This window comes from Pantoea sp. GM01 (assembly GCF_000282675.1).
Lineage (GTDB): Bacteria > Pseudomonadota > Gammaproteobacteria > Enterobacterales > Enterobacteriaceae > Pantoea > Pantoea nemavictus.
In genome coordinates this window covers 38,675-52,516 of record NZ_AKIU01000080.1, presented here as the reverse complement: position 1 = coordinate 52,516, position 13,842 = coordinate 38,675, and the positions used below count along the sequence as shown (strand labels likewise).

Annotated in this window: 8 protein-coding genes; 2 read left to right on the top strand and 6 right to left on the bottom strand. The window is 54.0% G+C overall.

Annotation, left to right across the window (positions count from 1 at the left end; genetic code table 11):
- The first annotated feature begins 52 nt into the window (after nt 1-52).
- Entirely contained in the window at nt 53-3,967 is a 3,915-nt protein-coding gene (locus tag PMI17_RS25595) for an Ig-like domain-containing protein (RefSeq protein ID WP_007892304.1), read from the top strand.
- A 79-nt stretch (nt 3,968-4,046) separates the two neighbouring features.
- Here the strand turns inward: PMI17_RS25595 and pckA are convergent, their stop codons facing one another.
- From pckA to PMI17_RS20405, 5 genes are all read right to left on the bottom strand, one after another.
- Nucleotides 4,047-5,666 (bottom strand): phosphoenolpyruvate carboxykinase (ATP), encoded by a 1,620-nt coding sequence (gene pckA, locus PMI17_RS20425; protein WP_007892302.1) that lies wholly within the window; start codon nt 5,664-5,666, stop codon nt 4,047-4,049.
- A 276-nt stretch (nt 5,667-5,942) separates the two neighbouring features.
- On the bottom strand, nt 5,943-6,815 hold the full coding sequence (gene hslO, locus PMI17_RS20420; protein WP_007892300.1) for an Hsp33 family molecular chaperone HslO: 873 nt from the start codon (nt 6,813-6,815) through the stop codon (nt 5,943-5,945).
- A gap of 24 nt (nt 6,816-6,839) precedes the next feature.
- Nucleotides 6,840-7,241, bottom strand: coding sequence for a ribosome-associated heat shock protein Hsp15 (gene hslR / locus PMI17_RS20415; RefSeq protein ID WP_007892299.1), 402 nt, complete (start codon nt 7,239-7,241; stop codon nt 6,840-6,842).
- A 13-nt stretch (nt 7,242-7,254) separates the two neighbouring features.
- Nucleotides 7,255-7,923 carry a GMP/IMP nucleotidase gene (gene yrfG / locus PMI17_RS20410; RefSeq protein WP_007892297.1) on the bottom strand — a complete coding sequence of 223 codons (669 nt, stop codon included), beginning with the start codon at nt 7,921-7,923 and terminating at the stop codon, nt 7,255-7,257.
- A 53-nt stretch (nt 7,924-7,976) separates the two neighbouring features.
- The gene (locus tag PMI17_RS20405; protein ID WP_007892294.1) at nt 7,977-10,118 is read right to left on the bottom strand and encodes an intracellular growth attenuator family protein; all 2,142 of its coding nucleotides are present in this window, start codon (nt 10,116-10,118) and stop codon (nt 7,977-7,979) included.
- A 397-nt stretch (nt 10,119-10,515) separates the two neighbouring features.
- Here PMI17_RS20405 and nudE point away from each other — a divergent pair, with 397 nt between their 5' ends.
- Nucleotides 10,516-11,082: an ADP compounds hydrolase NudE gene (gene nudE / locus PMI17_RS20400; protein WP_007892292.1), complete on the top strand. Its 567-nt coding sequence runs from the start codon at nt 10,516-10,518 to the stop codon at nt 11,080-11,082.
- Between the two features lie 53 nt (nt 11,083-11,135).
- On the opposite strand, the gene mrcA is transcribed toward nudE, so the two are convergent.
- The gene (gene mrcA, locus PMI17_RS20395; RefSeq protein WP_007892290.1) at nt 11,136-13,682 is read right to left on the bottom strand and encodes a peptidoglycan glycosyltransferase/peptidoglycan DD-transpeptidase MrcA; all 2,547 of its coding nucleotides are present in this window, start codon (nt 13,680-13,682) and stop codon (nt 11,136-11,138) included.
- Nucleotides 13,683-13,842: the final 160 nt, after the last annotated feature.

Sequence of the window (13,842 nt, the reverse complement as noted above, 5' to 3'; positions counted from 1 at the left end):
TACTGCGCCCAATGTTACGTATTGGACGTAGCTTTTAATTAGAGCCAAGGATATGCAGAGAAATAATCGTTCAGTCCCACCAACGCCTAACAGCGTTAATGCCCAAATTGCGTCAACCTCTTCCAGCAATGTGCCAGAAAGTATTTCCGGTATTGAACCCATCAAACCGAATGAAGCCGTAATCGACCTGATCCGTACTCCACTCAATAACAAGCTGTCATTGTTAGAGCCGAATGGTATTGCGACTGAAGGCACCATGGTATTTGAAGGCCGTGCAGCGCCAAATAAAACCGTGATTATTTACGACAATGACATTGAAGTGGGACGTGCCATTAGTCAGCCCAACGGAATCTGGGTATGGGCTGATAATACGTTCAAAGGTGGTGCTCATAGCTTCACGGTGAAAATCATCGGCGATCACAACCCGCTTTCACAGAGCTATGCCATTTCTATTGAAGCCGAGCCAGTGCAGCAGATTAAAGTGCTCACCGTTCAGGACTCTTCAGGTCCTTTCATGGATGAAATTGATGACGGTGCCATCACGAATGACTCCACTCCACGTTTCATCGGTACTGCTGCCGCGTATACCACGCTTACGGTTTATGATAACGACAAATATATTGGCAAGGTCATGGCTGATAAGGATGGGCGCTGGTCATTTACACCAATGCTTACCTCCGGCGACCACAGCCTAAAGTTTATCTCTGCAGAAAACGCTATCAGTACTGAGTTCACCCTGACGGTTCGTTCACCGGAATCACAGCCGGTAGATGCCTATATGGGCTGGGATGATTCAGGTCGCGGGTTTGTGTCGGGTGACACGATCAACGACACCACGCCACGCTTTATGGGGAGTGCGGGTGCCAAAGTACTGATTCACGTATTTGATGGAATCAAAGAAATTGGATCGGTACGTGCGGATGCAGATGGTAAATGGACGTATACCTCTCCAGAGCTACAGGGTGGACCGCATACGTTGACGTTTAAAACGGATGCCAATGTCATCAGCAAACCTTTCGCGATAAATATAATCAATCCCGCAGAATTTAAAAAAATCACCGTCTATGACGCGGTGGACGATGCGGGCAGCTATGAAAATTATATCCGCTCGGGCAGTACCACCAATGACACCACGCCGAAGCTGAGCGGTAACGCGGGCCCGAACGTGAAAATCACCGTGCGCGACAACGGGGTGGAGATCGGCACGGCCATTTCAGACGCTTCAGGCTACTGGACCTTTACGCCGACGCTGGGTGGTGGAATGCATAACCTGACCTTCACCGCCGGTGCAGGCTCAGCCAGCGATGTGTTCAGACTGAACGTGGTGACGCCGGAATCGAAAAAAATCACCGTCTATGACGCGGTGGACGATAGCGGTGGTTACGATAGTTATATCCGTTCGGGCAGCACCACCAACGACACCACGCCGAAGCTGAGCGGTAACGCGGGCCCGAACGTGAAAATCACCGTGCGGGACAACGGGGTGGAAATCGGCACGGCCATCTCAGACGCTTCAGGCTACTGGACCTTTACGCCGACGCTGGGTGGTGGGGTACACAAATTCACCTTTGTCGCCGGTGAAGGATCGGTCAGCGACGTATTTACCCTGTCGATTAATGCGCCACTGGATCCACAACCAGAACCAGAACCAGAACCAGAACCAGAACCAGAACCTGAACCGGAACCTAAGCCAGAACCAGAGCCAGAGCCAGAACCTGAGCCAGAACCTGAGCCAGAACCTGAGCCAGAACCAGAACCTGAGCCAGAACCAGAGCCAGAACCAGAACCAGAGCCAGAACCAGGTCCTGTGGTACCAATCCGCTTTAGCGATATCGTTGACATCAGCAACGGTGCTTTCCGCACGGTGCCAAATGGTGGCGTGACTTATGACACCACCCCTGAAATCAGCGGTAGTGCCGGAAAAAATCAGGTGTTGTATGTTTTTGATGGTGACACGCCAATGGGCACTGTCATCGCAAATGCCGATGGCATCTGGAGCTATAATCCGACCCTGAGCGGCGGTAGCTATCATTTCGTGTTCAAATCAGCCGATGGTTTGACGTCTTCTGAGTCGGTGAGCATCACGGTTATGACGCCTGACGCCAGCGGAAACCTGCAGCCGGGTATCGATTCTGTCTATGAAACTGACAACAATTACACTGGCAGGATTGGCAAGGATGAGAGCACAAGCAACGACCGTCCACGTTTAACCGGTATCGGCGAGCCGCTGAGTAAAATCGAGATCTGGGTAGATAATACGCTCTTAGGCACCCGTATCGTGTCACGCAACGGAACCTGGGAATTCAAGTTCACGGGCACTGGCTGGCTGGAAAACGGCGATCACAATTTTGTTGTGAAATCGGTGACTAATGGCACTCAGAGTGATGCATATAACGTTAATGTTCATGTGCCGGTTGTCATTTCGCTGGTCGCCGGTGATAGCGGTAGCAGCACAGGTTTCAATGAAACCAGTGATACCACGCCAACATTCTCCGGTGCGGGTCCACGCGGCACGCTGGTCATTTTATATGAAGGAGAAAAGATTCTGGGTTCTGCCGTCGTGGATAAAACCACAGGCAGGTGGTTAATTACTCTTACTGAAGCTGAAGCGCTGAGCGTAGATATGCACAGTGTGGTGGCGAAAGTGGGTGATAACGTTAGTGAATCCTTTGAGTTTTCTATCGTTGCTTCTGGTGAAACAGAAGAGCCAACGCCAGAGCCGGAGCCGAATCCAGAACCGGAGCCAGAGCCAGAGCCGGAACCGAATCCAGAGCCGGAACCGAATCCAGAACCCGTCATACCTAACCCGGTTTATGGTATTCGCGGAGTTAATGAGCAGTTCTTGAAAGATGTATTGGTGCCACTGAACGGTGAAACCAATGAGAGCCAGCCGCGCATCTCTGGCAAGGGGCCTGCTTGTACTGTCATCAAAATCTTTGATAACGGCATTGAGATTGGCAGTACCACAATTAACGGTGAAGGCAACTGGTACATTACCCTGCCGGAAGCATTAGGCTTAGGTGCACATAGCATCACTGCTGGTCAAAGTGCTGACAGTGCAAGCACCGCTTATGAGTTTAGTGTGGTCCCCGTGGAAACCAAGCGTGTTCAAATCGTGAAAGGTTTCGATGATTACGAGCTCGCCACAGAATATAACTTCTCAAGCTATCAGAGCGGGGGTACAAGTTATGACAGCACCCCAACGCTGTTCGGTATCGCGACAGCGGGCACCACGGTGACAATTACGGTTAACGGTACTTTCTACGGCACCGCCATTACCACCGAGCATGGACGCTGGAGCTATCAGTTCGAAGAAGCGCTCAATTTTGGTAATAACAAAATTAGCGCAACTAACGGTACTGACTATGCAGGTTCTTTCGATCTATACGCAAAAAACCCAAATGATGTCTTCATTGGATTTTTCGCCTTTAACGATGAAGAGGGCAAAAAGAGTATTGCTTATGGCTCTACTACCACGGATTCAACGCCGTTGCTGAAAGGTTCGGCGGGCCGAGATATCGAACTGACCATTTTCGATAATGGTGAACCTGTGGGTACCGTCCGCACCGATGCGTACGGTAAGTGGCAATATTCATTAAAGCTGGAAGATGGTCCGCACGAGATTGTGGTGAAGGGCGCATATCAGGTGAGTAACACCCGTCAGTTCATCGTTGAGTCAGAGATATCAACCCTCGAAGCTGTTTCGGAAAATAGTCATGATTACAGCGCCTTCGAGCAGAACGGTGCAGAAGCCCTTAACATGATGAGTCATCTCGATCTGTCCACGGCTGATCTGCTGAATGGCGATGATGCACTGTTTGCGTCGCCAGCCGAAATTGAGCCAACTAGCACGGTTCTGCCGCTGGAAATCAGCGCAGAAGAGATGATGGTGATGACTGCTACAGGTATCAGTGATAGTAATATCAGCATGAAATTGCAGGAAGAGAACGACTATCAGCTTGTTTGATTCGTAGTACTAAATCAGTAAAACAAAGCCGCTATCCCTCGCAGGATAGCGGCTTTTTTATGGCCTCAACCACGTCACATCACAGCTGCGGACCGGCCTGCACCAGCGCCTTCCCGGCGTCGTTATCGGTATACTTCTCAAAGTTAGTGATAAAGCGCTGCGCCAGATCCTGCGCGGCTTGCTGCCAGGCTGCTTCCGTTGGCCAGCTGCGGCGCGGATCGAGAATCGCGCTATCCACCTGCGGTAAATGCTTTGGCATCTGCAGGTTAAACACCGGCAGCTGTTCGGTTTCCACGTTATCCAGTTCACCGGCCAGAATCGCGTTGATGATGGCCCGTGTGTCTTTCAATGAGATGCGCTTGCCGCTGCCGTTCCAGCCGGTATTCACCAGATAGGCCTGCGCACCCGCCGCTTCCATGCGCTTCACCAGCACGTCGGAATATTGCGTGGGATGCAGCGTCAGGAACGCCGCGCCAAAACAGGCGGAGAAGGTTGGCGTCGGCTGGGTTACGCCGCGCTCGGTGCCGGCCAGCTTGGCGGTAAAGCCCGACAGGAAGTGATACTGCGTCTGTGCCGGCGTTAAGCGCGAAACCGGCGGCAGCACACCAAAAGCATCGGCGGTAAGGAAAATCACCCGCTTCGCATGGCCCGCCCTGGAAACCGGCTGCACGATGTTTTCGATATGCTCAATCGGATAGGAGACGCGGGTGTTTTCGGTTTTGCTGCCGTCGGCGTAATCCACGCTGCCATCGGCGCGCACCACCACGTTTTCCAGCAGTGCATCGCGGCGGATAGCGCGGTAGATTTCCGGCTCCGCCTGCTCAGAGAGATTGATGGTTTTGGCGTAGCAGCCGCCTTCAAAGTTGAACACGCCATCGTCATCCCAGCCGTGTTCGTCATCACCGATCAGCTGGCGATCCGGATCGGTGGATAAGGTGGTTTTGCCGGTGCCGGAGAGGCCGAAGAACACTGCCACATCGCCCGCTTTGCCGACGTTAGCCGAGCAGTGCATCGACGCAATACCTTTCAGCGGCAGCAGGTAGTTCATGATGGCAAACAGGCCTTTCTTCATCTCGCCGCCGTACCAGGTGCCGCCAATCAACTGCATGCGCTCGGTCAGATTGAAGGCGACGAAGTTCTCAGAGTGCAGACCCTGCGCCTGCCAGTCCGGATTGGTGCACTGCGCGGCGTTCATCACCACGAAATCTGGCTTGAAGTCAGCCAGCTCGCTCTCGCTCGGACGGATAAACATGTTTTTGACGAAGTGCGCCTGCCAGGCCACTTCCATCACGAAGCGCACGCTCAGGCGCGTGTCGGGATTGGCACCGCAGAACGCATCAACCACAAACAGACGTTTGCCGGAAAGCTGCTGGGTGCAGCGATCTTTCAACGCCTGCCAGGTTTCCTGCGACAGCGGCTGGTTATCATTTTTGCCGTTGCCAACATCGTTCCACCACAGCGTGTCGCGCGTGGTGTCATCGCGAACGATGTATTTATCTTTGGGCGAGCGACCCGTAAAGATGCCGGTATCCACGGCAATGGCGCCGCTCTGCGTCAGAGTGCCTCGCGCATAACCTTCCAGCTCTGGGCGGGTCTCTTCCTGAAATAGCGTGTCGAAGTCAGGGTTGTACACCACTTCGGTGGTGCCGCTGATGCCCATAGAGGCGAGGTCTTGCGATGTCAGGCCGTTAACGCGCATGTGACTGCTCCTTTAATCGGTATCTGTTACTGCGTATTTTTTATGGGGGGATTCTGCTGCCTGCCGTGCATAGCCACACAGGGCAGATCGCGCGCAGTGTACTCTTATGAGCACAGCGGAAAAGAGAAGATAGTCAGAAATGCGAGCTGGAACGTGACAAGTAGAGAAATCTGCCACTTATGTAATTAAAGTCAGCGTTATTTAGCTAATAACCATGATAAATGATAGGGATACGTTCAGAGGGAAATGCGGGCGGCTGAACCGCCCGGCAGGAAATTAATGCACTTGATCGCTGTTGTTGGTTGGCGCGTTACGAATGGCGGCAATATCCACCGCATCGTACACATAGTGCGAATTGCAGTAGTCGCAATGCATATCGATTTTGCCATCCTCTGCGAGGATTTCATCCACTTCTTCAATCGGCAGCGTACTCAGGACTTCGCCGCAACGCTCGCGTGAGCAGGTGCATTTGAAGCTAACCGGCGACGGATCAAACACCGTGGCTTCTTCCTGATGATACAGACGCCACAGCACGTCGGTGGCGGGCAGTTCGATCAGCTCTTCGCTCTTCACGGTTTCGGTCAACGTGGCGAGATGATTGAAATCATCCGGGCTCGGCTCTTGCGCTGGCAGCACCTGCAGCAGAATGCCCGCCGCGCCTTTCTCGCTGGTGCGGATAAACAGACGCGTTGGCAGCTGCTCAGAGCGCATGAAGTAATCTTCCAGGCAACCCGCCAGCGTATCCGCTTCCAGGCCCACCACGCCTTGATAACGCTCGCCTTTCTCTGGCGAGATGGTGATCACCAGATAGCCGTTACCGACCATCTCTTTCAGGCTGCTGCCCGGTGCGATCTCGGCATCTTCTTTAACGCGCGCCACGCCACGCAGCTCCTGGCGGTTGTTACCGTTGATCACCGCCAGCGTCAGCGGACCATCGCCCTGCAACTGTACGGTGATATCACCGTCAAACTTCAGCGTTGCCGTCAGCAGACTGGTGGCTACCAGCAGCTCGCCCAGCAAGGTTTTTACCGGCTCAACGTAGTCGTGATTTTTGACAATTTCACGCCAGGTTTCCGTCACGTTAACCAGCTCACCGCGCACGGCGACATTTTCGAACAGGTAGCGGTGCAGTTGATCGTTTGCAGACATAGTGTTTCTCTCGTTGGGGGCGCGTTATTTATCGCCCGACAATTTAAATTTCATCAGATCGCGGCGCTCTTTCTTATCCGGGCGACGATCGGGGTGCGGCATGGTTAACGCATTCATCTTGCGCGCCAGCGCGGTTTTCTCACGCTTTTCGATACTGGCGTCGGTTTCGGCATACAGCGCTTGCGCTTCGGTGGCGGGACGACGCTGATCGGTGACCGCGGTGATCACCACGGTGCGCTCATCATTGCCCTGACGCAGCGTCAGCTCGGCGTTCAGCTCCACCAGTTTACTGGGCTTACTGCGCTGACCGTTGTAATGCACTTTGCCGCCTTCCACCATCTCGCGAGCCAGCGCACGGGTTTTATAGAAGCGCGCGGCCCACAGCCATTTGTCGAGGCGGACGCCTTCACTGATTTTCTCTTTCATTGCGGCTCCTGCTTTAACGCAGCGTCTCACACAGCTGACGATAATCTCGTACCGCCGGATGACGCTGGAAAGATTGATCGGGCCGACCGGAATCCGGATTGCTGACGCCTAAACACCAGCGAATGCCCCAGCTTGTCGCTGCATCCAGAATCGCTTCGCTGTCATCAATGAATAGCGTGCGCGAACGCTCAAACGCAGTGTGCTGCTGAACGGCCTGCCAGAGGCGCGGATCCTCTTTCGGATACCCAAAGGTATGGGTGGAAAGTAATAAATCAAGGTGGGCAGCTAATCCGGTCTGCTCCAGTTTGACATCCAGATTATAAGGATGCGCATTGGTCAGCAGAATGGTGCGTTTGCCTGCGGCGCGTAGCGCCTGCAATAACGGCAGCGTATCTTCACGCATTGCGGCGCGATGGCGCTTTTCCCACGTCATGGCGCGAATATCCAGCGCCAGTTCCTGCGACCAGTAATCGAGACAATACCAGTTTAGCGTATGCATCACGGCCTGATACTTCTGCTCAATCAGCTGATGAGCTTCACCCAGGGTGATCGCGCGTTCACGGCTTAAGGTTTCCGGAACGTGTTCCAGCCAGAAGTGGCGATCAAAGGCGAGGTCGAGCAGCGTGCCGTCCATATCCAGCAGCACGGTATCAATCTCTGACCAGTTAAGCGTAACCTGCATTTTCTTTCTCGCCGCAAAAAAGTGGGCGACAGGGTAGCACAGAAGGGAAGGGCTCAGAACAGCGAGCGCACGCTCTGCATAGTGTTCAGATTGTGGTTGAAGCACTTGTCGTAATATTGCTGAATTTCCGCCATACGCAGACGATTACGGTGAATACGACGCAGCGCCAGCAAGCCGTTGATCACCGCGCTGGCAATCAGTACCAGCATCAGCAACGCGGTGCCTAGATAGCGCCATTGCGCCATCGCATCTGGCTCGTTATGCAGCGCGATATGACGGGTACCGTTAGCATCAGTGGTAATACTGGTGATGATGCCGCTGGCGGCGAACGGCGTATGCAGCAGCATTTCAGACATGCGCTGTAGCTCACGCCATTGCGAAGGGGCATCGAGATCAAACAGCGAAACTGACGGCTGCGGCTGCGTCACCATCTGGCGACCTTCATCACTGATGATCAGGAAACCACCCGGCGGCGGACTATTGAGGTTTTCTGCCGCGCGACGGGTCTCGCGCGCAAAGAAGGTAGAAGTAGCAGTGTTGACCAGATTTTCCAGCGCTTCAGCGCTAACCGGGCGCAGCAGCACATTCATGCCATTCAGCTTGCCGGAATCTGCGCGGTGGATCAGCGAATCCCAATCTTTGGCGTTGCCCAGATTTACCAGCGCATTTTTCAGGCGCACACAATCCTGCTGCTGGCTGCACAGCTCCTGGGTTTTCAGCACCAGATCGGAGAAGTCATCCAGCAGAATCATGCCGGATTTTTGAATCGCCGAGGCCAGCTGCGGGTTGAGCTTCGGATCGGTGTTGGTTTCCGGATGCAGCTGGCGCGTGGTGGTGTCGAGCAACGCGGAAGCTTTATCGATGATATCCGATTGCGGCTGTGGCAGCGGCGCGGCGTTGTTCCAGTAAATGGCTGAGCAGTCAAACGGCATGTAGGCGTAACTGCGATTGCTTTGGTAGTTGCCTGGCACCGAACACATACCGGTGCCGCCCACTTTCAGGCTGTCGCCGATGTGCAGTGGCAGCGCATTGAGCTTATCAACGCTGTTCACTTCGATGCTCTCGGTGCCTTTTACCCACGCGAGGCTGAGTTTGATTGGCATGCTGAGCGGAATCCAGGTGAACAGCATCACCAGCACCAGTAGCGAACCACACGCCAGCACCAGATTTTTACGCCAGCGCTGCACCGGGAAGTTACGCACTTCGTCCTGCAGCGACAGGAACCGGCCCTGACGCACCACCTGACGATTGAGGTACATCTCAACATCGGTGATCTGGCCTAGATCATGCGCCACATAAGGCTGCCAGTGTGCAGGGTAGATCAGATCAATAATGCCAAGCGAGATGTTGCTCTGCTCCTGATTTGATTCGCCGAACAATCCCCAGCGCTTGGGCGCACCGCGCAGGCAGTGGACGTCACGCAAACCATTCGCACCCGGGAAGCGGTAGAGGAACCACAGGCTGACGGCAATCATCAGGCAGCCGAGCAGGGCAATCCATACCATCAGGCTGCCGGGCAGCACCAGACTAAGGAAGAACAAGAGGAAAGCGAAACAGATGGCGACCGCTTCACGCGTGCCGTCGGCGCGTGACAGTTGATACTCTTCCGAGGTCTCTTTGCGCACCTGCAGCAGTTCAACGTTCTCGCTCTCTTCTTTACGAATAGAGGCGTTGGTTGACATCGGTCGTACCAGCGGCGGCAGCGCCGGTTGTTCAACGGCGTAGCTCACCAGTGAATGACCGTTGAGCGAAATCACCAGCGGCAGCGTTTGCGTACGGATCAACTCAACATAGTTTTCATCGGCGATGTACTGCTCCCACAGCGGCGGCAGATGCACCTCGACTTCGTCGAGATAGTAGCGCCATTTCTGCGGATCGTCGGTGGAGAGGCCATAGCGGGTGATGGAACGAGTGACAGGATAAACGTTACTGCTTTGCGCGGTGAGCGTCAGCGCTTCGGGTTCGCGTGACTTCTTTGCGGAACGGGTACTGCTGTGTTGCTGCTGTTTGGCCAGCAACGCAATGTACTTTTCAACGGCATCACGTTCTTCGTCAGTGAGCTTGCGATGAGGCGGACTGATAAACGGCAGAGGTTTCGCCAACGGCGGACGATGCCGCATAGCGTACCAATAGCCGATACCTGCGAGTAACGAACAGGCGAGCATGACTGCCAGAATGACAATGTAAGTGCTCATGCTTTGCTCAATCCAGCCAAAAAACTGCCTTCACGTTAACGATGTACTCCCGGTGAATCCATCAATACAAGTCAATTTTGGCGAGCAGAAGTGATTCTGACAAGGGAAAAGTCAGATAAAATAACGCGCAAAATCATTTAATTATAGTTTGGTAGATTATTCCTTAACGGGATGTTAACCAGATAAAACTCAATTAAATATCGGCATTATCTGAATTGTGCACAACATCGTTGACTTATTGTGAATTTTTAACTGCATAGATAACAAGAAGTTGTTAGCGGCAGTGAGTGAATGTATGTCACCATAGTTTACCTACACCGCGTCTCGCACAATAGTTCGGGCTTCGGTATGCTGGCGTCATCACGTTTCACAGGGTTGTGCTAAGTTTGAGGCTGATATGAAAACCCCAATGAAAAAACCTGACATCCTCAATGTGGAAGCGGTTGCCCGCTCCCGTTTGTTCACCATAGAAGCGGTCGATCTCGCTTTCAGCAATGGCGCGCGTCGCGTCTATGAACGCATGAAGCCTTCCGATCGGGAAGCGGTGATGATTGTGCCGATTATCGGCGATGACGTGATCCTGATACAGGAGTACGCCGTGGGTCTGGAAAGCTATGAACTCGGTTTCCCGAAAGGGCTGATCGATCCCGGTGAAAGCGCCTTTGAAGCCGCCGACCGCGAGCTGAAAGAGGAGGCGGGATTTGGTGCCACTAAACTGGAAGCGCTCGGCAAGCTGACCATGGCGCCCTCTTACTTCTCCAGCAAGATGAACATTGTGGTCGCGGAAGGTTTGTACGAAGAGAAGCTGGAAGGTGATGAGCCGGAGCCGCTGATTGTTCATCGCTGGCCGTTAAATAACCTGTTGGCGCTGCTGGAGGAACCTGATTTCCGCGAAGCGCGTAACGTCAGCGCCCTGTTTATGGTGCGCGAATGGTTGGTGAAGCAGGGACGTTTAAGCTACTAATCTTTGAGCATCGCTTAAAAAAAGAAAGCCGGCAGAGTTGCCGGCTTTTTTGATCAGAACAGTTCGTGGCTTTGGCCATTGTCCATGATGGTGGTTCCTACATCATGCACCGAATATTCCGTTGGCTGCGTGCCGTTGATGAAGTACTCCTGACGCGAGTTGCCGCCGTTGGCCAGTTTACCGGTACCGCGATCGATATTAACGGTGACGACGCCATCTGGCGGTGTCAGCGGCTGAACCGGCACGCCTTCCAGCGCGGATTTCATATAATCATCCCACGCTGGCTGAGCACTCTTGGCACCGCCTTCGTAACCGGAGATTTGGTCCGGAATCGCGCCTGACATCGTTGAACGACCGAGCGCGCGTGAATCATCGAAGCCAATCCACACTGAGGTTACTACGCCCGGACCGTAACCGGAGAACCACGCATCTTTCGAGCTGTTGGTGGTACCGGTTTTACCGCCGATATCGTTACGTTTTAAGTCTCGACCTGCACGCCAACCGGTTCCCATCCAGCCGGGTTCGCCGAAGATGTTGGTGTTCAGCGCGCTCTTGATCAGGAATGACAGCGGTGTGTTGATCACGTGCGGTGCATATTGCTGATCGCCACCCGGCTGCGGCTGCGCAGGGACTTGCTCCAGCTCCGGTTGCGGCACGGTTTGGTTCTGCGATTGCTCGGAAGTGGCGACATTCTCAATGCTCTCTTCGTTCAGCGCCACCGACTTTTTGGTATCGCCATAAATCACCGGCAAGTTGCACTGCGGGCAGGCAATTTTCGGTTTCTCTTCAAAGATCACGCCGCCTTGTTCGTTCTCAATCCTGGTGATGAAGTACGGATCGACCAGGAAGCCGCCGTTTGCCATCACCGCGTAACCGCGCACCACCTGCATTGGCGTGAACGAAGCCGCGCCTAACGCTAACGATTCGGTATGCACGATGTTCTGCGCCGGGAAGCCGAAACGCTGCAGGTATTCCGCCGCGTAATCTACGCCCATTGCACGCATCGCACGCACCATCACCACGTTTTTCGATTCGCCCAAGCCCTGACGTAAACGGATAGGACCGGCATAGGTAGGTGGCGAGTTCTTCGGACGCCAGTCGGCGCCTGCACCTGCATCCCAGCGCGAAATCGGCACGTCATTGAGGATCGATGCCAGCGTTAAACCGCGATCCATCGCTGCGGTATACAGGAACGGTTTGATATTGGAGCCGACCTGACGCAGCGCCTGGGTAGCGCGGTTAAACATGCTCTGGTTGAAGTCGAAACCGCCGACCAGTGCGCGTACGGCACCATCTTCTGGATTGAGCGACACCAGCGCGGAGTTCACCAAGGGAACCTGGCCGAGCCACCAATCATCATTCACTTTACGCACCCAAATCTGCTGACCGGCTTGCAGCACCTGCGTCACGCTACGCGGCGTTGGGCCTTGCAGCGTGTCAGATTTGTAAGGGCGCGCCCAGCGCACGCCCGCCATGCTCAATGAGACGCTACTGCCATCTTTCAGCATAGCCGTGGCCTGATCGGCACTGGCACTGGTGATCACTGCGGCATTCAACGGGCCATAAGTTGGCAAGTTTTTCAGCGCGTTCTGGATGCGGGTTTGATCCCAGCTAGCTTCACCCACTTTCCACAGCACGTTAGTCGGACCGCGATAGCCGTGACGCATATCGTAGGCCATCACATTGTTACGCACCGCCTGCTGTGCGGCTTCCTGCAGGTGGCGGGTCACGGTGGTGTAAACCTTATAGCCATCTTCATAAGCTTTATCGCCGTAACGCTTCACCATCTCCTGTCGCACCATTTCACTCAAATAAGGTGCGGAGAAGGCGATTTCCGGGCCGTGATAGCTGGCCGTCAACGGTGCATTACGCGCTTCGTTATATTGCTGCTGCGTGATGTAGTTTTGATCCAGCATACGTGCCAGCACCACATTACGACGCGACAGTGCACGCGTATGAGAATAGAGCGGGTTGAAGGTGGAAGGCGCTTTTGGCAACCCGGCAATCACCGCCATTTCGCTCAGCGACAGCTGATCAATGGATTTTCCAAAGTAGACCTGCGCCGCAGCGCCCACACCGTACGCGCGATAGCCGAGATAAATCTTGTTGAGGTACAGCTCAAGAATTTCATCTTTGCTTAGCAACTGCTCAATGCGGATCGCCAGAAACGCTTCCTTAATTTTACGCATTAAGGTGCGCTCTGGACTGAGGAAGAAGTTACGCGCCAGCTGCTGGGTGATGGTGCTGGCACCCTGCGATGCGTGACCCGACATCAGTGCAATGCTGGCAGCACGGAAAATCCCCACCGGATCGACACCGTGATGCTCGTAGAAACGGCTGTCTTCGGTGGCAATAAACGCTTTGATTAACTCAGGCGGCATCTGCTTTAGGGTCAGCGGCACACGGCGCTTCTCACCGTATTGGGCGATGAGATCGCCATCCGCGCTGTAAACCTGCATAGGCGTTTGCAGGCGCACATCTTTCAATGTGTTCACATCGGGCAGCTGCGGCTCTATGTATTTGTACAAACCATAAACCGTGCCGGCTCCCAGCAAAATGCAACACACTGCAAGGATCAATAAATACTTTACGAACTTCACCTGAGAATTCCCATCTGTTGTCGTTTGAGCAGTTTATAAGCAACCGCGCGGTAGTATAAAGACAAGCCTGACGCTTTGATATACCCGTCAGACTTGAAGTTGCCGGTGCGTTGGCCAGGTGTACTCACCTTAGTCACTAACTCATGTAAGCGGCTGGAGA